Origin of the sequence: Devosia sp. MC521 (assembly GCF_014127105.1) — a bacterium.
Lineage (GTDB): Bacteria > Pseudomonadota > Alphaproteobacteria > Rhizobiales > Devosiaceae > Devosia.
Window position 1 is genome coordinate 849,721 of record NZ_CP059902.1, and the last position, 24,012, is coordinate 873,732.

Here is a 24,012-nt window from a genome sequence, read left to right on the forward strand (position 1 = left end):
GGACCTACCATGCCCGCTCTCAATCCCGCATTTGCCGACATCATTGAACTGTTGATTGCAGTACCCGATGGCGATGATGCCGCGGTCGCGGCAGTGCGCCAGCGCGACGCAGCGCTCACAAAGCCCGTCGGCTCGCTCGGGCGTCTGGAAGAATTGGTCGAGTTTCTCGCGCGTTGGCAGCACCGTTCCAAGCCGCGCCTCGACAACCCAATGGTCACGATCTTCGCGGGAAATCATGGGGTTACGGATCAGGGCGTGTCGCCTTATCCGCGTGAAGTGACCGCCCAAATGGTCCAGAATTTCACCAATGGTGGTGCTGCGATTTCGCAGATTTGCGGCCTGCACGAGATCAATCTGCGCGTCTTTGAACTCGCCCTTGAGCTGCCGACAGGCGATATCACCAAGGAGCCCGCCCTCGACGATCAGATGTGCGCCGCAACCATCGCCTATGGCATGGAAGCCGTCGCCGGTAAGCCGGATCTGATCTGCTTGGGTGAAATGGGCATCGGAAATACCACAATCGCCGCAGCCATTTACGCAGCGCTTTATGGTGGTAAAGGTGCAGACTGGGTTGGTCGGGGCACTGGCGTTGACGATGCGGGCCTCGCCCGCAAGGCCGATGCAGTCGATCGTGCTTTGGCCTTCCATGCCGGAAATCTGGAGCACCCGCTTGAGATTCTCGCACGCCTCGGGGGGCGTGAGATCGCAGCCATGCTCGGCGCCTTGCTCGCGGCCCGCCACCAGAAAGTTCCTGTTGTTATTGATGGGTATGTGGCCACGGCCGCCGCTGCTATCGCCCACGCGATCAACCCAGCCGCGATCAATCACTGCCTCTTTGCGCATGTTTCGGCCGAAACCGCCCACGCGCGCGTCTTGGAAAACCTGGGGCAGGTTGGCTTGCTCGATCTTGGTATGCGTCTTGGTGAAGGCACGGGTGCCGCACTCGCAGCCGTCATGGCCAAGACCGCGCTGCACCTTCACAACAATATGGCAACCTTTGAATCGGCCTCGGTCTCGAACAAGCAGGCCTAGTTCTCTGCCGAGGTTTCATCTGGCAGCGGCCTAAAATCAAAACCTTTTGGCCCCGGTTCAAGGGCCAAAAGGTCAACGCTCATATCATTGCGGAAGCGCATAACTGAAGCTGCAGCAAGCATTTCGAGCGCGGTGATGTCCTTTGCCTTCACGGCGGCATTGAGGGCCGCGTGTTCCACCAGAAAGTGCCGGATGTAAGTTTCGGCCATGATCTGCTTTTGCTGGTCGCTCAGCTGGGCGAAGGCAGGATCGATCGAAAACGCAGCGCGGAGCTGCGTCTGAACGGCGGAATTGTCGACCTTGGTCGAGTAAGCGCCGTTCGCCGTGATCCAGTTGAGAATCCAATACGACGTCAGCGCATCCGCGACATTTCCCAGCTCCAGCCCATCCTTGGCCACGAGCTCCTGCCAAGTGTCCAGAGCCGAGTTTTTCTCAAAAGCCTCTCGCAGATTGTCGCGCGCTTCCACGCCTGCCGACCAGCGGATTTCTTCAAGGAACTCGCGCTCAATGCGCGCCGAGGTTGTGGGAGAAAAATGGTACGAGGTGTCGAACGTCTCGTCTTCAACCTCTTCGGTTGGCGCCATCGGTGCAGTGGCAGGGGCTTCTTGCGCAATGCCAACAGTCAGGCTGAAACCGAAAAACAGTAGAGACGCTAAAATTCGCATAAAATCCTCCGACGCGGACATAGTCGCTATCCGCGTCGAAAATGTCGATCCTATGTCAGGCGATGTGAAAGCTTATCCCGCTGCGGAATAAATCTCGAGGCGGTCGTGGCGTTCAACAACTGGCGCAACGGCATCCATCACGCGCTGGCGCGGGAAAGTCGCAATGACCTCTGTGCCAAAGCGTAGCTTGGAGAAGAGATCAAAACGACCTTGGTGCAGGTCCATGATCTTCTGAACGATCGGCAGGCCCAGCCCAGCGCCTTGTTCGGCCGTCTTCTGTGCCAGAGAGCCCTGACCGAATGACGACAGAACGGTCTCGATTTCGTTTTCTGGGATGCCCGGACCATTGTCCTTAACCGAGATCATTTGTCCGCCGTCTGCGCTGCGCTGCACGACCAAAACCACCTTGCCATTTTGGGGAGTGAACTTGATGGCGTTGGACAAAAGGTTGAGCACAACTTGGCGGATGGCGCGTTCGTCACCCCAGAGTTTTGGCAAGTTGTCGCCAAAATTATAGGCCAATTCGATCCCGCGTGAGCGCGCGCGCAGTTCCATCATGCGGCGGCAATCTTCCGAAATGTCGATCAGCGATACGGCTTCTTCGTTGAGCTCGTATTTGCCCGCCTCAATGCGGCTGAGGTCAAGCAGCTCATTGATAAGGTTCAGCAAATGCTGGCCACTGGCGTGAATATCGGTCGCATACTCGCGATACTGCGCAACTTGGTGTGCGCCCAATAGCTCGGATTTGAGTACTTCGGAGAAGCCGATGATCGCGTTCAGTGGCGTGCGCAACTCATGGCTCATTGTTGCCAGAAACTGGCTCTTGGCAATGTTGGCCTGCTCAGCGTGGCGGCGCGCTTCGTCCGACATGTTGCGCGCTTCTTCCAACTCAGCGATCAGCGCATCCTTTTCGGCCTGGTGCGCGATCGTCTCAAGTTCGGAAGCGTGAAGCTGACGAGCGAGGTAGAGGAAAAACACTTCGCCACAGATGGCCACGGCCGACAGGGTGAAGTTCAATGTGCCGCCAGCCAGCATCATCACAGCTGATGCGGAGATTGTTACGGGCAGGGTGCTTGCGAGCGTTGCAATGGGCAGTGTGTGCGTGGCTATGGCATTGCTGGCGATGGTCACCAGCACCATGGCAAACAGAACCGGCGTCAAGCCTGCTTGTGCTTCCAGCATCGGGAAGACTGCAAGCAAGGCGAGGGCCATGCCGCCGATGGTTTCAGCGATAGCGAAGTTAGTGGTCCAGCGGGCAGCGTTGAAACGGTTTGGGGGCACCGACAAGAAGCGGCGCGCCATCAGCACGACCACGAGCAAGCTGGCAATAACGACCCCGGCCCATAGGCCCGTAATGGTCAACGGGACCCAGAAGCTGGCAACGACGGCGAGAATGATAATGATTGCTGCCATGGGCAGCGCTGCGCCGAGGCGGGCGTTGGCGTAGTCCCGCATCAATTCATAATCGAAATCAGCGCGCGTGCCAGAACTGGACGTCAATCGTTGACGTGCTTCCAACACCGTTTTTTGGGCGATGCGCTTGCCGTCGCGCGCCGAACGCAAACGGTCATCGGCAATATAAGCCGGCATGGACGCCATGGACTCTTACTCGTTACACAACAGCGAGCAATTACGCGCTCGCACCATCTTTGTGGGACATTAGGCGTCTCGTGGTTAACGAGGCGTTTATCTATCCCACCGCATTGGGCATATCCGACCGGCGGTGCGCGGCTAGAAACTGGTTAATATTCTCCTGAGACGTTCGAACACGTTGTCGTGCGCAATTTTATTGCGCAAAATTCGCCGATGTGGCACTCAGAGGGGCCAGTTGGCCGGTTGGTTCGGCCCTGTAGTGGAATCTGATTTCTGGGGGAGCAGAATGGCGCTCGACAAGATTGACCGTAAAATACTCACCATTCTACAAAAAGACGCGACGATGCCGGTCGCCGAGATTGGGCGTAAAGTCGGGTTGTCGACCACTCCATGCTGGCGCCGCATTCAAAAAATGGAAGAAGACGGCGTTATTCAGCGTCGTGTTGCTGTCCTCGATCCGGGCAAGGTCAATGTTGGCGTTACCGTATTTGTCTCGGTCAAAACAAACGAGCACAACGATGCTTGGATGCGCAAATTCGCTGGTGTGATTGATGAATTTCCAGAAGTCGTAGAATTCTATCGCATGAGCGGCGAGGTCGATTATTTGATGCGCGTGGTGGTGCCAGACATTGGTGCCTATGACACATTCTATAAGCGCCTCATTAGCAAAATTAACCTGACCGACGTCAGCTCGGCCTTCGCGATGGGGCAGATCAAATACACGACGGCTTTGCCGCTCGATTTCGCCATCGTTGTTGACGACGACAAATAGGCTTTGCGGGTAGCGATTGGGGGCGACTAGCCCCCGGTCACGCTCATATGACGCCCCAGCGCTGGCTTTGGTCGCGCACGATCAATCACGAAATCATGGCCCTTGGGCTTTATGAGCATCGCTTGGTCCATGGCGGTTTCAAGCCCTTCGAGGCCGCCATCACGCAACGCATCACGTAGATTGACTTGGTCCTCTTGACCAAGGCACAAGAACAGCTGGCCTGTAGCCGTTAGACGGACCCGATTGCAGCTCTCGCAAAAATTATGGCTCATCGGTGTGATGAAACCCATAATGCCGTCGGTCTCGGCCACATGCACATAGCGGGCAGGGCCGCCTGTGCGCTTATCCAGACGCGTGAGCGTATACCGCTGCTTTAGCTGATCGTGGAGCTCGCGCAGGGGCAGGTAGCTATCTACGCGATCAAGCCCCACCTCGCCGAGCGGCATGCCTTCGATCAGTGTGAGGCCCATGCCCTTACCATGGGCCCAAGCCATCATGGCGCCAATCTCATCGTCATTGACACCACGCATGGCAACCATGTTGATTTTGAGTTTGAGGCCAGAAGCTAATGCAGCGTCAATGCCTTGGAAGACGTCACCGATCCGTCCGCGCCGAGTGATCTCCCGGAATCGCTGTTCGTCCAGCGTGTCGAGAGACACATTGATCCGCTCAACACCGGCGGCCTTCAGGTCTTCGGCATATTTCGCCAGCTGGCTACCATTCGTCGTCAGTGTGAGTTCTTCGAGCCCCTCGCCGATATGGCTTCCGAGGCTGCGCACCAAATCCATGATATCACGCCGGACCAAAGGCTCCCCGCCGGTCAGGCGAATTTTGGTCGTACCGCGTGCGATAAACGCCCCTGCAATCGCTTCGATTTCTTCAAAGCTGAGCACTTCCTTTTTGGGCAGGAAGGTCATCTCTTCGGCCATGCAATAGACGCAGCGGAAATCACAGCGATCTGTCACCGAAATGCGCAGATAGCTGATCTGTCGACCATAGCGGTCAATGAGCGGTCGTGATGGTGCGATAGATGCATTCATGTCGCCCAATCTAATTGCCGAATGATGCGACGGAAAGCGTAGAAAACAAAAAGGGCCGCCGAAGCGACCCTTCAAAATCTATTTGGCGTCAATCAGTGATTGACGACGATGCGTGCGCCAACCTGAACACGATCATAAAGGTCGATAACGTCGTCATTGGTCAGACGAATACAACCGGATGAAACGGCTTGTCCAATCGACCAAGGCTCAGACGTGCCGTGGACGCGGTAGAGCGTCGAGCCGATGTAGAGCGCGCGTGCGCCCATCGGGTTATCAGGGCCGCCTGGCATGAATGCTGGCAGGTCTGGGACGCGCTTGCGCATTGCTGGCGGCGGCGTCCAAGTGGGCCATTCTGCCTTGCGGGTTACTCGGTGCGCGCCACTCCAAGTGAAACCGTCGCGGCCAACGCCGATACCATACTTCATCGCCTTACCGTCTTCTAAGACGAGATACAGGCGGCGTTCACCGGTTTCGATCACGATCGTGCCGGGCTTCTGGTTGGTTTCGTAATCAACCACTTGCTTCTTAATTGGGCTGCCGCCGCGGCCACCCGGTGTCGCGACACGTTCTTCAAACTGATTTGTATCTGGGTTGTACCAGCGTGCGGCGGAGCTCGGTAGGACCGTGCTGATCGCCAGCAGGATCGACAGACCGAACGCCAGTGCTATTTTTGTAATGCTCATGCGTCCACTTGGCCTTATTGACTGTGCGACTCAGTACCTATGTCGCGACAACTTGTGTACTTACTGCGACCAAGGGCACTAGAAAAGATAATGCAGGCCATTGGCGGCTTTCCGCGACGCATCATACGGTTATTGTGTTGCTAGTCGGTTACAATTGCTCCTGGTCGGCGCGCATACGCGACGAAGGTTTGGTTGACGCGAACACTGGGTCCTGCCACATCGCGGGCCATCGGATAGAAGGATTTTGGCATGAGCGAAGACCTCAAGCGTAAAGCGGCGGAAATGGCTGTTGCGGACGTAAAGTCCGGCATGCGGCTGGGATTGGGCACCGGCTCGACCGCCAAGCACTTCGTTGATCTGTTGGGCCAGCGTGTTGCAGACGGTCTGGACGTGATCTGTGTGCCGACTTCTGAAGTCACTGCCGCACAAGCCAAAAGCCTGAATATCCCTTTGTCAGATCTCGATACTTTGGATCGCCTTGATCTGACTGTTGACGGTGCCGATGAACTCGATGAACACCTCAATCTCATCAAGGGTGGTGGCGGCGCGCTGCTGCGTGAAAAGATTGTGGCCGCTGCCTCAGACGCGATGATTGTTATCGCCGATGGCACCAAGCGCGTCGAAATGCTCGGCCGTTTTCCTTTGCCTATTGAGGTCAACCGCTTTGGCTTGGGCGCGACGCGCCACTCTGTCGAAGAGGTTCTTAAAGCTCACGGAGCGGAGGGCGGCCTCAAGTTGCGTGGCGAAGATAAAGGACAAGTCTTTGTCACTGACGGTGGACACTTGATCCTTGACGCTTTTTTTGGCCGTATTTCGCAGCCAGAAGTGCTTTCGAACGACCTGCTGAACATTCCGGGTGTTGTCCAACACGGACTTTTCCTGAATATGTGCCGCAAGGCTTATGTCGCGACGCCAGATGGCGTAGTGGTGATTGAAACAGGTAATTGATTGAGGGTGGACCGGGCCTGATGACCTTTGTGAACCGTAATTGGATGCGTGGCGCACGAGTCGCCGCATTTGCGGCAGTGGCAGCAGGCGCGCTTGCGTTTAGCGCCCTGACCTTTGCGCAGGAAGTTGCTCCAGAGCAGCTGGCGCTGGCTCGTAAGTATGTTGATCTGACGGACCGTGCTGCGGTTTTCGAAACCACCGTTGTTACGGTTGGTATCGACAGCATGGCTCAGCTGTTGACGCAGAACCCTGAAATTGAAGCGCAGCTCGATGAAGTCATCGGCGACGTTATCAAGGAATACAACGGCCGTAAGGGTGATCTGCTCGATCAGTTCGCACGTGTTTACGCTCTGCGTTTCACCACCGATGAGTTGCAGCAAATCGTGAACTTCTACGATTCCGCGGTTGGCCAGAAGCTGGCAGCGGCGAATTCGGAAGTGAACATGGACCTCCAGCGCATTCTTCAGGTTTACGAAAACAACCTGCGCGTCGAATTCTTTGCCAAGGTTCGCGCGGGTCTGCGTGACAAGGGCATCACGCTCTAAGGCGTGATCAAAAATAATCTGATTGACCCCGCCCAGTGCGGGGTCTTTTTTTGCCTAAGCTTTTGCCCCATATACAGCGCGTATTGGCGATGAAACTTAGGTGCCGCGATGAGCTTTGATTACGACCTGATTGTTATTGGTGCAGGTTCTGGCGGAGTTCGCGCGGCGCGTATGGCGGCGACCTACGGTGCCAAAGTCGCGGTCGTTGAGGAATTCCGGGTCGGCGGCACATGCGTGATCCGTGGCTGCGTTCCCAAAAAGCTCTATGTTTATGCCTCGCGCTTCCGCGACGAGTTTGAGCTCGCCGAGAGTTTTGGCTGGCAAGTGGATGCAAGCTTTGATTGGCCGACCCTTGTCGCTGCCAAGGAAAAAGAGATCACCCGTCTTGAAATCGCCTACGCAACCAATTTGGCCAAGCCGGGTGCCGAAATCATTCGCGACCGCGCCGTTGTTACCGGTCCAAACAGCGTAAAGCTGCTCAAGGGCGACCGCGAGCTGACGACTAAGTACATTCTCGTCGCTACAGGCGCGACCCCGTTCATTCCCGACGTTCCCGGCAGGGAACTGGGCATTTCTTCCAACGAAGCCTTTGATCTGCCTGAACTGCCTAAGTCGATCCTCATCGAGGGCGGCGGTTACATCGCCGTTGAGTTCGCCACCATCTTCGCGGGCCTAGGTGTGGACACGACACTCGTCTATCGCCGCGATAGGCTGCTGCGCACTTTCGACAAGGACATGAGCGACGGGCTCGAGTTTGGCCTTAAGGCGCGTGGCATCGCGCTGCGCTATAATGACGGTGTTGCAGGTCTGGCCAAAAGTGCAGACGGCGTCACTGTCACCTTCAAGTCTGGCGACAGCGCCAGCTATAGCCAAGTTATGTTCGCCACAGGTCGAACACCCAATACTGATGGCCTTGGGCTTGAAACCGCAGGCGTCGTTCTTGACGGCCAGAAGAACATTGTCGTCGATGCGTTTTCGAAGACGAACGTCCCTTCCGTATATGCAGTTGGCGATGTCACCGGTCGCGCGCAATTGACCCCAGTGGCTATTCGCGAAGGGTGGTACTTCGCTGAAACACTGTTCAACAACAATCCGCTGACGGTCGATCATTCCCTGATCCCGACCGCTGTGTTCTCGGAGCCGGAGATCGGGACTGTTGGCCTGACTGAAGACGAAGCCGTCGCTCAATCAGGCGATGTCGACGTTTACCTCGCTCGCTTCCGCCCCATGGCGAATACGCTCTCTGATCGGCAGGAGCGCGTGGTGATCAAGCTGATCACCGAAAAAGACGAAGGCAAGGTCTTGGGTGTGCATCTGCTCGGCCCAAGTTCGGGCGAAATGATCCAGATGGTCGCCATTGCCGTTGGCATGGGCGCGACCAAGAAGGACCTAGATCGGACAATTGCTCTGCATCCAAGCGCAGCCGAAGAACTCGTGACGTTCAAGTCACCGAGCTATTCCTATCGAAATGGCACCAAGGTCTAACGCGTTTAAACTTGGCACCAGCCCTCGGTCTTGCTAGAGCCGAGCGCAACACTTCCGCCTGCCTGCCTCAAGCGAGACGAATAATGACCGACTGGACCCCGAGCTCTTGGCGCCAGAAGCCTGTTAAGCAGGTGCCTGCTTACCCTGATATGGCTGCCTTGGCAGATGCGGAGCGTCAGCTCGCCAGCTTCCCTCCATTAGTCTTTGCTGGTGAAGCCCGCGAGCTTAAGTCCCGTCTTGCGGCTGTTGCGCGCGGTGAGGCCTTCTTGCTTCAGGGCGGCGACTGCGCCGAAAGCTTTGCAGAACACGGTGCGGATCACATTCGTGACTTCTTCCGCGTCTTCCTGCAGATGGCGGTGGTGCTCACTCATGGTGGCTCTAAGCCGGTCGTCAAAATTGGCCGCGTGGCAGGGCAGTTTGCCAAGCCTCGTTCTGCCGATACCGAGGTGATCGATGGCGTCGAGCTGCCGAGCTATCGCGGCGACATCATCAATGACATCGCCTTCAACGAAGGCTCGCGCGTTCCAGATCCGGCTCGTATGCTGATGGCCTACCGCCAGTCTGCCGCAACGCTCAACCTGCTGCGCGCCTTCTCGAGCGGCGGTTATGCCGAACTGACCCGCATCCATGAGTGGACCATGGACTTCATGAAGGGCTCGAATTCGAACGCCCGCTTTGAAGAAGTTGCCAAGAAGATCGACGACGCGATCACTTTCATGGGTGCACTCGGGCTCAACCCAGAAAACACCCCTGCGCTGAAGCAGACGTCTTTCTACACCAGCCACGAAGCGCTGCTCTTGGGCTATGAAGAAGCGCTGACCCGTCGCGATAGTATCTCCAAAAACTTCTACGCCACTTCGGGCCATATGCTCTGGATCGGCGATCGCACGCGTAATCCAGACGATGCGCACGTTGAGTACTTTGCCGGTATTCACAACCCAATCGGCGTCAAGTGTGGCCCGAGCCTTTCGAACGACGATCTCCTGCGTCTTCTCGATCGTCTCAACCCAACTGACGAAGCGGGTCGTATCACCCTCATTTCGCGCTTCGGTGCAGACAAGGTTCGTGATCACCTGCCGCGCTTGATCGAGACCGTCCAGAAGGCCGGTCGCACCGTTGTCTGGTGCTGCGATCCGATGCATGGCAACACCATCAAGGCCTCCACTGGCTACAAGACCCGTCCATTCGATAGCGTCCTTACAGAAGTGAAGGAGTTCTTCTCCGTTCACCGCGAGATGGGCACTTACGCAGGCGGTGTGCACATCGAAATGACCGGCGACGATGTCACTGAATGCGTCGGCGGTATGTCGGCGGTCACTGAGCAGTCTCTGTCGGATCGTTATCACACCTATTGCGACCCACGCCTCAACGGTGCTCAGGCACTTGAGCTGGCATTCTTGGTGGCTGAAGAAATTCACGCTCAGAAGCCAGTGCGTGAAGTCGCTCCGGCGGCCGAATAAGGCCATACATTCGCAACCAGCGCGGAATGTTATCCGTTTCGCGCTGGCTTGCCCTTCAATCAGTGAGGGGCTAAGTCTCGCCACCTAGCCCGGCGGACTCCGGGTTTCTGCCCTTCGAACAGGCTCAACCACGTGACCGATCAGCTTCGCATCGCCCTCGCACAGCTCAATCCCAAGGTCGGTGACCTCGTCGGCAACCTCGCGCTCGGTCGTCAGGCTCTCGCCGATGCTGTCAGCGCTCAGGCGGACATTCTCATGTTCCCCGAGCTGTTCCTGACCGGCTATTTCCCCGACGACCTCCTGTTCAAACCCAAATTTATCGCTGACGCGGTAGCCACGGCAAAAGAGCTCGTCAAAGCGACGGATAGGACAGACGTAGTCATTATCTTGCCGACGATCTGGCAGGATAGCTTGGGTCTCCATAACGCTGTCATCGTTGCCGAGAATGGCGAGATCACCGCCATCCGCACCAAGCATGAACTGCCCAATTCAGATGTGTTCTTTGAGAAGCGCTACTTCACAGCGGGCGCTCTTCCAGAACCGGTGACGATCAAGGGTGTCACTGTTGGCATTCCGATCTGTGAGGACATCTGGCACGAAGCCGTCTGCGCGCAGCTCACTGAAATGGGCGCGGAAATCCTGCTCTGCCCGAATGGTTCGCCCTATTGGCGCAACAAGCAGCACGTGCGCAAAAACCTCGTTCGCGCCCGCACCGAGGAAGATCAAATCCCGTTGCTCTATCTCAATCAGATCGGCGGGCAGGATGAGCTGGTTTATGACGGTGCCTCCTTTGGCATGGAGCCGGGCAATAAGCTCGTCTTCCAGGGCAAGTCTTTTGAAACCGACTTTATCGTTTCGGACTGGGCTCGTAGTGAGGCAGGTTGGACCTGCACCAATGGCAAGATTGAAGAGCTGACATCGACTGATGAAGCCCCTTGGCGCGCCTGCGTCCTGGGCTTGCGCGACTACGTCAAAAAGAACGGCTTTAAAAATGTCGTTCTCGGCCTTTCCGGCGGCATAGACAGTGCTGTTGTTGCGGCCATGGCGGTTGATGCTCTGGGCCCTGAGAACGTTCACTGCATCATGCTGCCATACCGATATACCTCCGAAGCCAGCATCAAAGATGCGCGCGAATGCGCAGAGCTTTTGGGCGTACGCTACGACGTTGTTTCCATCGGCAATCCCGTTGATCAGGCCCTGGTCGAACTCCAGCCCGTCTTCGGGACGCGTCCTGCAGACCTCACCGAAGAAAACATCCAGTCGCGTATGCGCGGCGTGGTGCTCATGGCGGTCAGCAATAAGCTGGGCAGCATGCTGCTCACCACAGGCAATAAAAGCGAGATGGCTGTTGGCTACGCCACCATCTATGGCGACATGAACGGCGGCTATAATCCGCTCAAGGACATGTTCAAGATGGAAGTTTATCGCCTCGCGGCATGGCGCAATGCCAATGTGCCGGGCGATTGCCTTGGACCATCCGGCATGGTCATTCCGCAGAACATCATCGACAAGGCCCCGAGCGCCGAGCTGCGCCCGGACCAGAAGGACCAAGACTCTCTCCCGCCTTACCCAGTTCTCGACGCCGTGCTCACTGCACTTGTGGATGATGAGAAATCGGTTGCGGAGATCGTCTCTGACGGTTTCGATAGCGAAATGGTGCTGCGGATGCAGCGCCTCGTAAATATTGCAGAATACAAGCGGCGACAGGCCCCTCCGGGCCCTAAACTGAGCGCTAAGGCATTTGGCCTTGGCAGAAAGTACCCAATCACCAATGGCTATAAGGATTTGATCGTCGGATGAGCGTAACTGTTCGCTGGGCGCCGTCCCCCACAGGTCGTATCCACCTCGGCAATGCGCGTCCTGCACTGCTGAACTGGTTCTTTGCACGTCGTCATGGTGGCAAATATGTGCTGCGCATGGACGACACAGATTTGGCCCGCTCGACGCGTGAGTTCGCCGACGGCATCGAGGTTGACCTCGACTGGCTCGGCGTTAAGCCAGATTTGCTGGTCCGCCAATCAGAGCGCACTGCGCTTTACGATGCAGCGCGTGACAAGCTCATCGCTGCCGGGCGTCTCTACCCATGCTACGAAACGGAAGAAGAGCTTGATCGTAAGCGTGCACGCGCTCGCCTTCTGGGCAAGCCTCCGATCTATGATCGTGCCGCGCTCGACCTCTCGGACGAAGACAAGGCCCGTCTCGAAGCCGAAGGCCGTAAGCCACATTGGCGCTTCAAACTCGATGGCAAGCCCGTCATTTTCGAAGACCTGATCAAGGGCAAGCAGACGGTCAATACCGCCTCTATGTCCGATCCCGTCCTCATCCGCGCTGACGGCAGCTATCTTTATACTTTGCCATCTGTTGTCGACGATATCGACCTCGCCATTACCCATGTGATCCGTGGCGAAGACCACGTATCCAACACCGGAACGCAGATCGAAATCTTTGAAGCTCTGGGTGGTCCGACGCCGATTTTCGGTCACCACAATCTGCTCACCGATGCTCAGGGGCAGGGCTTCTCCAAGCGCCTTGGCTCGCAGTCGATTGCCGATTACCGCGAAGAAGGTTTTGAGCCTCTGGCTGTTGCGATCATGGCAACGCTCACCGGAACGAGCGTTTCGGTCGAAGCCTTCGATAGCCTCGACGCTATCGCCGAAAAGCTCGAACTCTCGATGATCTCACACGGTTCGGCTCGGTTTGATCCGGCAGAATTCGCCGCGGTCAACGCGCGCCTCTTGCACGCCATGCCCTACGACAAGGCCGCTGATCGCCTGTCAGCGCTTGGTGTTGAGGGTGAGGCAGGTTGGAACCTGCTGCGTGAAAACCTCAACAAATTCGGCGATATCGTCGAGTGGAATAAGCTCCTCACCGGCCCGATCACGCCCGTCGTTGCCGACGAAGATCGCGAATTCCTCGTGCTTGCAAAGGCGGCATTGCCACCAGAGCCTTGGGATCTGACCACTTGGGGGACTTGGACCGACGCGCTCAAGGCATCGACCGGTCGCAAGGGCAAAGGACTGTTCTTGCCCCTGCGCATGGCGCTAACTGGCCGTCATGACGGCCCAGAACTTAAGAGCCTGATCGTCCTGCTTGGGCGTACGGAGTGTCTGGCCCGACTACCCTAACGGCCTTCCCATCAAAATTGACGATCCGGAGTTCCTGCGGTGCAGGGGCTTCGGGTCGACGGGCAATCTCTCCCGGGCCAGATGGTCGTGGGCGGGGCAGGGGGACGTCGACCATAGCGACAGCCTGAACTGCAAGCATTTCGGGCTGAACTGCTGCCTGAACGGGCGCAACGCCACGCGGGTCCCGGCGTGGCATCGGGAAAGTCATCCCGTTGATTTCCATCATTTCAACCTGCTGACCAGCGTCTGTGCTGGCGACCTTAACCGCACCTGCAATGGACGGAGCGGCTTTGCAGCTCGAGGCATTATCGAACTTTTCGCGATAGGCGAAGGCATAGGGCATTGCGATGTATGCGACGCCGCCAGTGTTACGCATCTGCTCGGGTTCTTCGCCGGGGTTGTTGTAATAGAACAAATCAACCGGCGTATTGGGACACATCTGCTGACACGCCTGCGCGTCATTGGTCAGATAGTCCGGCAAGGTCGAATAGCTGATTGGCCAGAAGTAGCCATCCGTCAGACGCACGCAGAGCGTACGAACGGTGTTGTAGCCAGAATTGCCCCAGCCGCCTTCGACAAAATCGCCATTGGTAAAGTCCTGCTCTGAGGAGGACCCGAAAATACGATCAAAAATGCTTTGACGGTCGCCGGACATGCCGGTGTTCGCTGCACAGCCAAAGCGGGCCATTTCCTGCAAGATCGCTTCACGCTGTTGGGCTACTGCGGTGGCATTCTGCATGCCTTGGGAGGCATTGGCCAAGTCTTCGCGGGCCTTAAGCACATCGCGGGCGATGCCTTGGCATTCCTGGTTCAGCTGCCGACCCGCACGCGCGTCGTCATTGCAACCGCGACGGATATAGCGGCTTTCCGCATCCTGCACCTGACGCTGCAATTGGCGCAGAACATTGGGATTATTGCCAAATCTCTGGAAGTCGCCATTGCTGTTGAACTGCGCCAGCGCGTTCTGCAGCTGCGCACATTGGGCGGCTTGCGCGTAGGCGGTATTCACGTCCAGCACGAGCATGATCGCGGCCAGAGCGAAAAGAAAGACGGAACGAAGACCGGTCGAGATTTTGGTCACGTAATATCCCTTGACGAGTCGCAACCTAAGCGACCTTGGAGTCCTTAAGACATCGCTAGGGCTCCTCGCAACATTATACGCCCGGCGCGAGGGATTGTTACCTCTATGCTGTGACGCAAAGCTTTGGAGTTATACCTAGGATGAAACTGGCAACGCTGCGCACCGGCCGCCCTGATGGACAATTGGTCGTCGTATCGAATGACCTGTCGCGATATGTTTCGGCGGGACGCATCGCAGCAACGCTGCAATCTGCGCTAGATGACTGGGACAGTGCCAAGCCTTCTCTTGCGGCCCTTTCGGCCCAGCTCGAAGCCAACCAGATCGCGGGCCAGCCCTTGGCCTCCGCACAGGTTTTAGCGCCCCTGCCGCGCGCCTATCAGTGGATTGATGGGTCAGGCTATATGAGCCATCTCGAACGCGTCCGGTCGCTGAAGGGAAGCAAGGACGAAGAGCTGCAGTCGGTCCGTCCGCTGCTCTATCAGGGCGGTTCTGATTCGCTTTCTGCCCCGACGGATCCGATTTTGGTCCCCTCTGATGACCTCGCGACCGATTTCGAAGCGGAAGTTGCGGTAATCATCGGCGCAGTGCCGATGGGCGCTGACAAAGAAACGGCCACTGCCGCCATTCGGCTCATCACCGTTTGCAACGACGTTTCACTGCGCAAACTGGTCGTTGATGACCTCCAAAATGGCTTCGGTTTCTTCCATGCCAAACCGTCCACGAGCTTTGCTCCAGTGGTGGCGACACCCGATGCATTAGGGGCTCTCTGGCGTGAAAACCGCCTGCACTTGCCGGTAAAAATCGAGGTCAACGACACGCTCTACGGGCAGCCCAATGCAGGGGTTGGCGTCCACTTTGATTTTGCCGATCTTATTGTCGAGGCTGCAAGAACGCGCTCTCTCGCTGCTGGCACAATCATCGGGAGTGGCACCGTTTCCAATGCCCATGACGAGACTTTGCCGATCAAGCAAAACGGCATTGGCTTTGCCTGCATCGCCGAAGCTCGGACCGCCGAAAAGGCCAAATTCGGAGGCGCGCGCACGCCCTTCCTGAAGAGCGGTGATAGGGTTCGCATCGCTGCCATCAACGAAGCGGGGCAGTCCGTTTTTGGTGATATCAATCAAACGGTTCGTGTCGCCGGGGCGTGATCACATTCCCGTGTACGCCTTGGTGCAATGTGGCGTCGGTGTAGAGTGTCTGTAAAGGCAGCGGCGCTGCCAGATTATTCGCCTCCAAAGCGATAGGGCGGCCCCGTGGGGTCGCCCATTTTTTGTTTTCACTTGCTTTTCTGCAAGGGCGCGGCCAATGTCCCGCCATGAAGACTCTGTGCACGACTATCACCTGCATTATTAGCTGCTAACCAAGCGTTGGCGGAGCAGTCTTCTTCATCCTGATAGTGCGCAATGGATAGAGGCTCCCGCCAGGGCATCAAAACGTCTGGCCTACAGGACCCATCCATGAGCACGGCAAAGCCGAAGTTGAATTTCTACAATACGCTCACGCGCTCGAAAGCGCCGTTTGAGCCTATGGATGCCAACAACGTCCGCATGTATGCGTGCGGGCCGACGGTTTATGACTTTGCCCATATCGGTAATGGTCGTGCGGCTATCGTCTTCGATCTGCTGTTCCGCGTGCTGCGCTATACCTATGGCGCTGAACACGTGACCTACGTTCGTAACCTCACCGACGTTGACGACAAGATCAACGCTCGCGCGCTGCGTGATCACCCCGATCTGCCGCTCAACGAGGCGATCCGAAAAGTCACCGAAACGACGGCTGCACAGTACCAGAAGGACGTCGCCGCTCTCGGCTGCATGGAGCCGACCGTTCAGCCGCGCGCCACCGATAATATTGAAGAAATGCAGCGCTTGATTGCGACGCTGATCGAACGCGACCATGCCTACGAAACCAATGGCGAAGTGCTTTTTGCTGTCGATAGCATGGACGATTATGGCCAGCTTTCGGGCCGCAGCCTTGAGGATAATCTCGCCGGCGCGCGCATTGCCGTCGAAAGCCACAAGCGCAATCCGGCTGACTTCGTGCTCTGGAAGCAATCGTCGGCTGAAGAACCGGGCTGGGATAGCCCATGGGGCCGTGGTCGTCCGGGTTGGCATATTGAGTGCTCGGCCATGTCCGAGCGGTATCTCGGCAAGACCTTTGACATTCACGGCGGTGGGCTCGACTTGATCTTCCCTCACCACGAAAACGAAATCGCTCAGTCCCGTTGCGCTCATGGTTCGCACGCCATGGCCAACGTCTGGATGCACAATGGCTTCCTTCAAGTGGAAGGCCAGAAGATGTCCAAATCCTTGGGCAACTTCTTCACCATCCAGCAGCTTCTCGAAACCACGGATTTCGGCGGCCGCACATGGCCGGGCGAAGTCCTGCGCCTCGCGATGCTTATGACCCATTATCGTGAGCCAATCGACTTTACGCTAAAGCGCCTTGAAGAAGCAGAGGGCCTGCTCGTCAAGTGGGCCATAGCCGCCGAACAGGGAACGGACCATTCGCACCCAGATGAACAGGTGATGGAAGCGTTGCGAGACGACCTGAACTTCTCTAAAGCGCGAGTTGCACTCGAAAGTTTGGCTGGTAAAGCCAAAAAAAATGAACCCGGCGCCGCAGGTAGCCTGATCTCCACACTGTCCTATCTTGGTTTTCATGACCTGCGCCAGTTTATCGATACTGGCGTAACAGAGGACGTTTACGAAGTTTATGTGAACTCGAAAGGGTACAGTGTTGATGAGAAGGTCGCCGCCCGTCTCGCTGCTCTCAACGCCAAAAACTTCGCTGAGGCCGATGCAATCCGCAATGAACTCGCGGCACAGGGGATCGCGCTTCTTGATGGTAAGGATGAAAATGGTCAGCGCACCACCAAGTGGGAGCTTAAACGCTAATCCATTGGAGCTACTGACATAACTTGTCACGGTAAACGCCTAAAGCCTTGGTACATCATTCTAGGAGAGAAAAATGATCGACCACATCGGCATACTCGTTTCGGATTGGGCCCGTTCAAAGGCCTTCTACGATGCTGCCTTTGCGCCTTTAGGCATCACCATGCTGGCTGAGGTGCCGCTGGAATACACCGGCGGCGTCAAGGTCGGTGGTTATGGCAAGACTAAGCCTGATTTTTGGCTGACCGAACACCCAAATCCCGGAACCGGTCGTCATTATGCGATCACGGCGGAAAATCGCGCCGCTGTGGACGCGTTTTACGCTGCGGCAATGGCGGTTGGTGCACAGGACAATGGTGCGCCCGGCCCACGCCCCCAGTACCACCAGCACTACTACGGCGCTTTCGTCATCGATCCGGATGGAAACAACATAGAGGCGGTCATTCATGCCCCAGAGTGAGACGTTCAGTGGCGGCTGCCAGTGCGGCGCTGTCCGGTATCGCTTCAATGTGCGCCCTCGTGGCGCACATATCTGCCATTGTCGAATGTGCCAGAAGGCGTTCGGCGGCTTCTATGCGCCGCTTGTTGGCGAACATGTTCGCAACTTCGAAGTCACGCGCGGAACGATTACCCTGTTCCGGTCGTCCGATCTGGTCGAGCGCGGCTTCTGCAATGCCTGCGGTACGCCGCTCAGCTTCAAATACAGTGACGGCGAATGGATGAGTGTTTCCATCGGCTCGCTCGATACGCCGGAAGCCTTTCCACCCAAAGATCAACACGGCACGGAATCCCGACTGTCCTGGGCCAATCAGCTCGGCCATTTGCCTGATATAGGGCCATACTCTGCCGAGGAGTTGGAGACCGTCGAAGAGATCCGGCTCAGCAACCACCAACACCCTGACCACGACACGGCCGTCTGGCCGCAAGAACAATAAAACTCAGTTAGGCTCAATCATGTCTCGCGAACGCCTCTATCTCTTTGACACCACGCTGCGCGACGGCGCGCAAACGGCTGGCATTGAATTCTCGCTGGAAGACAAGATTGCTATTACCAAGCTGCTCGAACAGCTTGGCGTCGACTACATCGAGGGCGGCTATCCCGGTGCCAACCCCATCGACACCGAGTTCTTTGAGAAACGTCGCACGAAGAGCGCCAAATTCACCGCCTTCGGTATGACCAAGCGGGCAGGGCGCTCTGCCTCCAACGATCCCGGCGTCACCGCGATTGTGCAGTCCGCTGCCGACGCAACGTGTTTTGTCGCCAAGGCATGGGACTATCAGGTCGAACTCGCCCTCAGCTCGACCACTGACGAGCATTTGGAAGGCATCACCGATACGGTCCGCACCGCTGCAGCAGCGGGCAAGGAAGTGCTCGTCGATCTCGAACACTTCTTCGACGGCTTTAAAGCCAATCCAACCTATGCCCTCGACTGCGTCAAGACTGCCCTAGCCGCTGGCGCGCGTTGGGTCGTGCTGTGCGACACCAATGGTGGCACCATGCCTTCCGAAATCCGCCAGATCATTGGCAAGGTGCTGGAAATCGCTCCCGGCGACCGTCTCGGCATTCACCCGCACGATGACACGGGCCAAGCGGTGGCGAACGCTCTTGCCGCGATTGAAACCGGCGTGCGTCAGGTTCAGGGCACACTCAACGGTCTTGGTGAGCGCTGTGGCAACACCAATCTCATCACGCTCATTCCGACGCTGGTTCTGAAGCCATTCTATGCTGAGCGTTTTGAAACCGGCGTCACGGCCGACCAGCTTGAGCGTCTCACCCATATTTCCCGCGCCTTTGATGATCGCCTCAATCGCGCCCCTGCGCCTCAAGCGCCTTATGTAGGCAAGGCTGCATTCGCCACGAAGGCCGGTATCCACGCCTCGGCACTGCTCAAAGATTTTTCGACCTATGAGCACGTGCCGCCCGAAAGCATTGGCAATGAGCGCGCCATCATGGTGTCGCAACAGGCCGGTAAATCGAACCTGCTCACCGCCCTCGCGCGCCATAACATCGTCCTCGAAAAGGACGATCCACGCCTCGAAAAGCTCCTGGCTGAAGTTAAAGAGCGAGAAGCGCGCGGTTATTCTTACGACGGGGCCGATGCGTCCTTTGCTATTCTTGCGCGCCGCATCCTCGGCACGCTGCCCGAATACTTCCAAGTTGAGCATTACCGCGCCATGGTCGAACGCCGTCCCAATGCTCAGGGGGATGAAGTGGTCACCGAGGCGGTGGTGAAGATTGTCGTTGGTGGCGAGCGCTTGATGTCCGTGGCCGAGGGCAACGGCCCTGTTAATGCGCTGGACGTGGCTCTGCGTAAGGACCTCGGCATTTATTCTTCGCGGATCGAAGACCTCGAACTCGCTGATTTTAAGGTGCGTATCCTCGACGGCGGCACGAGCGCGGTCACTCGTGTACTGGTCGAAAGCCGCGACGGCACTGGCGAGCGCTGGTCTACAATCGGTGTCTCCGCCAATATCATTGATGCAAGCTTTGAAGCTCTGTATGAATCGATCACATTCAAGCTGCTGAAAACTGAAGCGCATCAGTCGCAAACAGTCTAAAGCCTCATAATGACTATCGGGCTTAACTATTCTCCGGGAGGGCAAACTGGCCGACACTGCTCCGAAAAGACCACTTGCTCTGACGATCGGAGCGGCGGCGGTCACACTTCTTGTCATCCTCGGCGTGCTCGTTGGCCCGTCGTTTGTTAGCTGCTTCAATAGCCCTGCAGGCTTGGGCCAGTGCCTGCACGGCAAAATGGCCGATGCCGGGCTTGTGCCCGCTCAGCCTGCGCCTGTTGTCGCTGAAGTTCCTGCTGAAGCGCCTGCTGAGCAGGTTGCGCCAGTTGTGGCTGAAGCAACACCGGAAGCGGTTTCGAGCGAGCCAGTGCTCGACGTTACCCCGCCTGCCGAAGCCGCACCGGCAATCGACGTTGACGGCGTTGTAGCTGCCACCTTCTCCCTGCTGCGTGCAGAGCCCGATGGTTCTGTTGTTATCGCGGGTAGCGGTCAGCCGGGCGCTGACATTCAGCTCTTTGCTAATGGCGACCTTCTGGGTGAAACCGAAGTTGAGCCGAGCGGCGACTGGGTCTTCGTTCCTGAGCAGCCGCTCGCGACAGGCGGCCTTGAAATCACGCTGGGCCAGAACGGCGAGCCAAGCTCGACAGATCAGGCCTTCATCGTTGTCATCAACGAAGACAAGACCACGCAGCCACTCGTCGTTGCCAGCGCGCCTGGAAAAATCAGCGAAGTGTTGCAGGGCTTGGTCGCGTCCAACGCCGCTGCCGGCGCAGCCGACGCTGACGCAACCGATGATACAGCCGTCGAGGTGGCTATGGCCCCCACAGCGGCCGTTGCTGCACCCGAAGCGCCTGCTGCGCCAAGCGAAGCAGCACCTTCAGCCACCGAAACGGCAGAACCGTCTGTTGACGTTGCAGACGCACCGGTAGCCGTTTCTGATGCCGAACCTGCGCCAACTGAACCTTCTGCAACAACTTCAGAGCCTGTCGTTGCGCAAGAGCCAGTTGCAACGCCGGAACCGGCTGCTGTGCCCGTAGAGCCCGCAACGCCATCGACCGAGAATGTTGTTGCAGAACCTGCCGCACCGGTCGCGCCAGAAACTGTTGAGGCTCCCGCGCCAACGGAGGCCGTTCCTGCTCCTGCCGTCGTCGCTGCTGTCATTCCGCCAACAATTGACGCAATCGAACTCGAAGGCACGCGCAGCTTCTTTGCTGGTGCGGGCACCAACGATGCCACCATCCGCCTCTATGTCGACGATGGCTTCATCGCTGACACCACCATCGCAGATGGGCGCTGGCTGATTGAAGGCGAGTCGGTGCTAAAACCTGGCAACCAGCGCGTCCGCATTGATATGCTCAAGGCTGGAACCTCCGAGGTCATCAGCCGCGCTGAAGTGGACTTCGTCCTCGACGTGCCAGTCGAACCGGAAACCGTCGTGGCGGAAGCGCCTGCTGCCGCAACAGCTCCAGAGCCAACACCTGCGCCTGCTCAAGCACCTGCGGCCACGGCCGAACCAGCAACGCCAGCGACACCAGCACAGCCAGTTGAATCCTCAGCTGTTGAACAGCCAGTTGCGGTCGCTGAGGCGCCTGCAGCGGCTCCAGAAGCTGCAGTACCAACCATGGTCGCAGTTTCTCTGGGTGATCCGAACGCGCAGCGTTTTGCCTCGGGCAAGGCGATCATTCGCCGTGGTGATAATCTCTGGACCATCGCACGTCGCGTTTATGGTGAAGGCTTGAAGTACACCACGATCTACGAGGCTAATACTGGCCAGATCCGCGATCCGGACCGCATTTATCCCGGTCAGGTCTTCAGCCTGCCTGAAGCGGCCAACTAATCTTATAGGAAAACGAAACGGCGCCTGCGGGCGCCGTTTTTACGCCTATTGCAATTACGGACACAAAGGGCCATGTTCCATCGCAATTCACCGATCAAGCAAAGCCCCATGCGCGACGACGATATTGCCAACATGATGCGAGCCCTAGGCCACCCTGTGCGCCTAGAGATTTTGCGTATTATGGCCTCCCAACAACAAGGCGAGTGTTGCTGCGGCGACGTAACCGACAGCCTCACTCTGGCCCAGTCCACGGTGTCCCAGCACATTAAAGTGCTGCTGGATGTTGGACTGATCGAGCGTCGACCACACGGCACGCGCAATCGCTATTGCATCCGCCATGACACTTTGGCTGAGCTAAACTCAGCTTTTGGCGGACTTCTGCAGGGGCTCTTGCCTCTAACCGCAACCAAGGAAGCGGAACCAGCCTAATGGTGCCTCCCACTGCCGAAAAGAAGCCGTCCGTTAACGCGGACGAAGGTTCCGTATTTTCTACGGTCAAGAACCTGTGGCCCTACATGTGGCCTGCAGATCGCCCTGATCTGAAAACACGGGTTATGCTCGCTATTGGCGCACTTTTGCTCAGCAAGGTCGCCACCACACTCATCCCATTCGCCTACAAGGGTGTCATCGACAGTCTCGATGGCGCGCAGCCCGACAAGCAGCTGATCTTGGGTCTGGCCGTGCCGATCGCCCTGGTGATCGCCTATGTGCTCGGCAACGTCATTGATGCTGGTTTCCAGCAGTTGCGTGACGTTCTGTTTGCCAGCGTCGGCCAGAATGCTGTGCGCAAGCTGGCGCTACAGACCTTCCACCACATGCACAAGCTGTCGCTGCGGTTCCATCTGCAGCGCCGTACCGGTGGTCTTTCCCGTGTTATCGAGCGTGGCACCAAGGGAATCGAAGCCGTTGTGCGTTTCGCCATGCTCAACATCGCCCCGACGATTGTTGAGTTCATCATTGTTGGCGTGATTTTCGTCTGGCTCTTCGGCATCAGCTACCTTGGCGTGCTGGTGGTGATGATCTGGGCCTATCTCTATTTCACCATCAAGGCGTCGAACTGGCGTATCGCGATCCGTCGCGACATGAACGACAGCGACACCGATGCCAATGGCAAGGCGATCGACAGCCTTCTCAATTTTGAAACGGTGAAGTACTTCGCCAATGAGAAGATGGAAGCGGCGCGCTTCGATAAAGCCATGGCGCGCTATGAGCGCTCTGCGGTTCGCATCTGGACCTCGCTGGGCTTCCTGAACTTCGGTCAGGCGCTGATCTTCTATAGCGGCTTCCTGATCATCTCGATCATGTCGATCCGTGGCGTCATGGACGGCACGCTCACCCTCGGCGATTTCGTTTTGCTCAACACCTTCCTGATGCAGATCTACCGTCCGTTGAACTTCATTGGCTTTGTTTATCGCGAGCTCCGTCAGGGCCTCACCGATATCGAAGAAATGTTCAAGCTCTTGGATCAGGACCCTGAAATTCAGGACAAGCCGACGGCCAAGCCGCTGACCGTCACAGGGCCGGTTATTCGCTTTGAAGACGTTACCTTCCACTACGATCCTGACCGCGCCATCCTAAAGGGCGTAAGCTTCGAAGTACCGGCAGGTAAAACGGTCGCTATCGTTGGGCCAACTGGCGCGGGCAAGTCGACCATCTCGCGTCTTCTGTTCCGCTTCTATGATGTCACCGGCGGCCGCATCACCATTGACGGTCAAGACCTCCGTGATGTCACGCAGGAGAGCCTGCGCTCGGCCATCGGCATGGTTCCGCAGGATACCGTGCTGTTCAACGACACCATCGGCTACAACATTCAATATGGTCGTCCGGGAGCCTCCACTGAGGAGGTCAAGGAAGCGGCGCGCATGGCGCAAGTCGGCGATTTCATCACCCGTCTTCCCAAGGGGTATGAAACCCCCGTTGGCGAGCGTGGCCTAAAGCTGTCGGGTGGTGAAAAGCAACGTGTTGCGATCGCGCGCACGATCCTCAAATCGCCCTCGATCCTGATCCTTGACGAGGCCACATCTGCCCTCGACACCAAAACCGAACGCGACATTCAGCAGGCGCTGGACGAAGTTTCGCGCAACCGGACCACTGTCGTCATCGCCCACCGTCTTTCGACGGTCGTCAACGCTGACGAGATTCTGGTGTTGCGTGATGGTCTCGTGGCTGAACGCGGCAACCACACGTCGCTTCTGGCTCAGGATGGCCTCTACGCACAGATGTGGAGCCGCCAGCGCGAAGCGACCGAAGCTGAAGAAAAGCTGGCGCAGACCAAGGACGATCCCGACGGTTTCGTCACCCGCGGTACACCTGCCTGGCAGTAGTCATCGTCTAA

Annotated in this window: 21 protein-coding genes; 16 read left to right on the forward strand and 5 right to left on the reverse strand. The window is 57.4% G+C overall.

All coding sequences use genetic code 11. From position 1 onward, the window contains the following. The first annotated feature begins 9 nt into the window (after nucleotides 1–9). Entirely contained in the window at nucleotides 10–1,032 is a 1,023-nt protein-coding gene (gene cobT / locus H4N61_RS04045) for a nicotinate-nucleotide--dimethylbenzimidazole phosphoribosyltransferase (protein WP_182395069.1), read from the forward strand. On the opposite strand, the gene H4N61_RS04050 is transcribed toward cobT, so the two are convergent. Together H4N61_RS04050 and H4N61_RS04055 are read right to left on the reverse strand one after the other, a co-directional pair. Then, nucleotides 1,029–1,697 carry a DUF6683 family protein gene (locus H4N61_RS04050; protein WP_182395070.1) on the reverse strand — a complete coding sequence of 223 codons (669 nt, stop codon included), beginning with the start codon at nucleotides 1,695–1,697 and terminating at the stop codon, nucleotides 1,029–1,031. The two genes, cobT and H4N61_RS04050, sit on opposite strands and share 4 nt — an antisense overlap. A 72-nt stretch (nucleotides 1,698–1,769) precedes the next feature. Further along, nucleotides 1,770–3,296 (reverse strand): HAMP domain-containing sensor histidine kinase, encoded by a 1,527-nt coding sequence (locus H4N61_RS04055; RefSeq protein ID WP_248305916.1) that lies wholly within the window; start codon nucleotides 3,294–3,296, stop codon nucleotides 1,770–1,772. 280 nt (nucleotides 3,297–3,576) lie between these two features. Here H4N61_RS04055 and H4N61_RS04060 point away from each other — a divergent pair, with 280 nt between their 5' ends. Next, nucleotides 3,577–4,062 carry an Lrp/AsnC family transcriptional regulator gene (locus tag H4N61_RS04060; protein ID WP_169194703.1) on the forward strand — a complete coding sequence of 162 codons (486 nt, stop codon included), beginning with the start codon at nucleotides 3,577–3,579 and terminating at the stop codon, nucleotides 4,060–4,062. 26 nt (nucleotides 4,063–4,088) lie between these two features. On the opposite strand, the gene moaA is transcribed toward H4N61_RS04060, so the two are convergent. Further along, nucleotides 4,089–5,102: a GTP 3',8-cyclase MoaA gene (moaA, locus tag H4N61_RS04065; protein ID WP_182395072.1), complete on the reverse strand. Its 1,014-nt coding sequence runs from the start codon at nucleotides 5,100–5,102 to the stop codon at nucleotides 4,089–4,091. 92 nt (nucleotides 5,103–5,194) lie between these two features. Beyond that, nucleotides 5,195–5,785, reverse strand: coding sequence for a L,D-transpeptidase (locus H4N61_RS04070; RefSeq protein ID WP_169194705.1), 591 nt, complete (start codon nucleotides 5,783–5,785; stop codon nucleotides 5,195–5,197). 249 nt (nucleotides 5,786–6,034) lie between these two features. Here H4N61_RS04070 and rpiA point away from each other — a divergent pair, with 249 nt between their 5' ends. From rpiA to gltX, 6 genes are all read left to right on the forward strand, one after another. Beyond that, nucleotides 6,035–6,733, forward strand: coding sequence for a ribose-5-phosphate isomerase RpiA (gene rpiA, locus H4N61_RS04075; protein WP_182395074.1), 699 nt, complete (start codon nucleotides 6,035–6,037; stop codon nucleotides 6,731–6,733). A 20-nt stretch (nucleotides 6,734–6,753) separates the two neighbouring features. Next, nucleotides 6,754–7,278 carry a DUF2059 domain-containing protein gene (locus H4N61_RS04080; protein WP_182395076.1) on the forward strand — a complete coding sequence of 175 codons (525 nt, stop codon included), beginning with the start codon at nucleotides 6,754–6,756 and terminating at the stop codon, nucleotides 7,276–7,278. Between the two features lie 108 nt (nucleotides 7,279–7,386). After that, entirely contained in the window at nucleotides 7,387–8,763 is a 1,377-nt protein-coding gene (gene gor, locus H4N61_RS04085; protein WP_182395078.1) for a glutathione-disulfide reductase, read from the forward strand. Nucleotides 8,764–8,843: 80 nt separating this feature from the next. Continuing rightward, a complete protein-coding gene (locus H4N61_RS04090) occupies nucleotides 8,844–10,223 on the forward strand; it encodes a 3-deoxy-7-phosphoheptulonate synthase class II (RefSeq protein ID WP_169194818.1) in 1,380 nt (459 codons plus the stop codon). 132 nt (nucleotides 10,224–10,355) lie between these two features. Next, nucleotides 10,356–12,023 (forward strand): NAD+ synthase, encoded by a 1,668-nt coding sequence (locus tag H4N61_RS04095; protein ID WP_182395079.1) that lies wholly within the window; start codon nucleotides 10,356–10,358, stop codon nucleotides 12,021–12,023. Next, nucleotides 12,020–13,348, forward strand: coding sequence for a glutamate--tRNA ligase (gene gltX / locus H4N61_RS04100; protein WP_182395081.1), 1,329 nt, complete (start codon nucleotides 12,020–12,022; stop codon nucleotides 13,346–13,348). Before H4N61_RS04095 ends, gltX begins: the two co-directional genes overlap by 4 nt. Here the strand turns inward: gltX and H4N61_RS04105 are convergent. Next, complete coding sequence (locus tag H4N61_RS04105) at nucleotides 13,293–14,429, reverse strand: DUF2865 domain-containing protein (protein WP_182395082.1); 1,137 nt, start codon at nucleotides 14,427–14,429, stop codon at nucleotides 13,293–13,295. The two genes, gltX and H4N61_RS04105, sit on opposite strands and share 56 nt — an antisense overlap. Before the next feature lie 140 nt (nucleotides 14,430–14,569). Here H4N61_RS04105 and H4N61_RS04110 point away from each other — a divergent pair, with 140 nt between their 5' ends. The 8 genes from H4N61_RS04110 (at nucleotide 14,570) to H4N61_RS04145 (ending at nucleotide 24,001) form a co-directional block, all read left to right on the forward strand. After that, on the forward strand, nucleotides 14,570–15,577 hold the full coding sequence (locus tag H4N61_RS04110; RefSeq protein ID WP_182395089.1) for a fumarylacetoacetate hydrolase family protein: 1,008 nt from the start codon (nucleotides 14,570–14,572) through the stop codon (nucleotides 15,575–15,577). Between the two features lie 309 nt (nucleotides 15,578–15,886). Beyond that, nucleotides 15,887–17,326 carry a cysteine--tRNA ligase gene (gene cysS, locus H4N61_RS04115; protein WP_182395091.1) on the forward strand — a complete coding sequence of 480 codons (1,440 nt, stop codon included), beginning with the start codon at nucleotides 15,887–15,889 and terminating at the stop codon, nucleotides 17,324–17,326. Nucleotides 17,327–17,399: 73 nt separating this feature from the next. Continuing rightward, complete coding sequence (locus H4N61_RS04120) at nucleotides 17,400–17,783, forward strand: VOC family protein (protein WP_169194714.1); 384 nt, start codon at nucleotides 17,400–17,402, stop codon at nucleotides 17,781–17,783. Beyond that, nucleotides 17,770–18,258 (forward strand): GFA family protein, encoded by a 489-nt coding sequence (locus H4N61_RS04125; RefSeq protein WP_169194715.1) that lies wholly within the window; start codon nucleotides 17,770–17,772, stop codon nucleotides 18,256–18,258. The genes H4N61_RS04120 and H4N61_RS04125 overlap by 14 nt, the downstream gene beginning before the upstream one ends. A gap of 19 nt (nucleotides 18,259–18,277) precedes the next feature. Further along, complete coding sequence (gene cimA / locus H4N61_RS04130; protein ID WP_169194716.1) at nucleotides 18,278–19,882, forward strand: citramalate synthase; 1,605 nt, start codon at nucleotides 18,278–18,280, stop codon at nucleotides 19,880–19,882. Between the two features lie 196 nt (nucleotides 19,883–20,078). Continuing rightward, complete coding sequence (locus H4N61_RS18335; protein WP_199368520.1) at nucleotides 20,079–21,677, forward strand: LysM peptidoglycan-binding domain-containing protein; 1,599 nt, start codon at nucleotides 20,079–20,081, stop codon at nucleotides 21,675–21,677. 72 nt (nucleotides 21,678–21,749) lie between these two features. After that, on the forward strand, nucleotides 21,750–22,106 hold the full coding sequence (locus tag H4N61_RS04140) for a metalloregulator ArsR/SmtB family transcription factor (protein WP_169194717.1): 357 nt from the start codon (nucleotides 21,750–21,752) through the stop codon (nucleotides 22,104–22,106). Continuing rightward, nucleotides 22,106–24,001 (forward strand): ABC transporter ATP-binding protein/permease, encoded by a 1,896-nt coding sequence (locus H4N61_RS04145; RefSeq protein WP_182395093.1) that lies wholly within the window; start codon nucleotides 22,106–22,108, stop codon nucleotides 23,999–24,001. Before H4N61_RS04140 ends, H4N61_RS04145 begins: the two co-directional genes overlap by 1 nt. Nucleotides 24,002–24,012: the final 11 nt, after the last annotated feature.

Bases quoted from the DNA above. Each gene is read 5' to 3' on its own strand.
- H4N61_RS04080 (WP_182395076.1), top strand. From the start codon at position 6,754: ATGACCTTTGTGAACCGTAATTGGATGCGTGGCGCACGAGTCGCCGCA.
- cimA (WP_169194716.1), top strand. From the start codon at position 18,278: ATGTCTCGCGAACGCCTCTATCTCTTTGACACCACGCTGCGCGACGGC.
- H4N61_RS04050 (WP_182395070.1), bottom strand. From the start codon at position 1,697: ATGCGAATTTTAGCGTCTCTACTGTTTTTCGGTTTCAGCCTGACTGTT.
- gltX (WP_182395081.1), top strand. From the start codon at position 12,020: ATGAGCGTAACTGTTCGCTGGGCGCCGTCCCCCACAGGTCGTATCCAC.
- cysS (WP_182395091.1), top strand. From the start codon at position 15,887: ATGAGCACGGCAAAGCCGAAGTTGAATTTCTACAATACGCTCACGCGC.
- H4N61_RS04140 (WP_169194717.1), top strand. From the start codon at position 21,750: ATGTTCCATCGCAATTCACCGATCAAGCAAAGCCCCATGCGCGACGAC.
- H4N61_RS04070 (WP_169194705.1), bottom strand. From the start codon at position 5,785: ATGAGCATTACAAAAATAGCACTGGCGTTCGGTCTGTCGATCCTGCTG.
- rpiA (WP_182395074.1), top strand. From the start codon at position 6,035: ATGAGCGAAGACCTCAAGCGTAAAGCGGCGGAAATGGCTGTTGCGGAC.
- H4N61_RS04125 (WP_169194715.1), top strand. From the start codon at position 17,770: ATGCCCCAGAGTGAGACGTTCAGTGGCGGCTGCCAGTGCGGCGCTGTC.
- H4N61_RS04145 (WP_182395093.1), top strand. From the start codon at position 22,106: ATGGTGCCTCCCACTGCCGAAAAGAAGCCGTCCGTTAACGCGGACGAA.
- gor (WP_182395078.1), top strand. From the start codon at position 7,387: ATGAGCTTTGATTACGACCTGATTGTTATTGGTGCAGGTTCTGGCGGA.
- moaA (WP_182395072.1), bottom strand. From the start codon at position 5,102: ATGAATGCATCTATCGCACCATCACGACCGCTCATTGACCGCTATGGT.
- cobT (WP_182395069.1), top strand. From the start codon at position 10: ATGCCCGCTCTCAATCCCGCATTTGCCGACATCATTGAACTGTTGATT.
- H4N61_RS04060 (WP_169194703.1), top strand. From the start codon at position 3,577: ATGGCGCTCGACAAGATTGACCGTAAAATACTCACCATTCTACAAAAA.
- H4N61_RS18335 (WP_199368520.1), top strand. From the start codon at position 20,079: ATGGCCGATGCCGGGCTTGTGCCCGCTCAGCCTGCGCCTGTTGTCGCT.
- H4N61_RS04110 (WP_182395089.1), top strand. From the start codon at position 14,570: ATGAAACTGGCAACGCTGCGCACCGGCCGCCCTGATGGACAATTGGTC.
- H4N61_RS04120 (WP_169194714.1), top strand. From the start codon at position 17,400: ATGATCGACCACATCGGCATACTCGTTTCGGATTGGGCCCGTTCAAAG.
- H4N61_RS04055 (WP_248305916.1), bottom strand. From the start codon at position 3,296: ATGGCGTCCATGCCGGCTTATATTGCCGATGACCGTTTGCGTTCGGCG.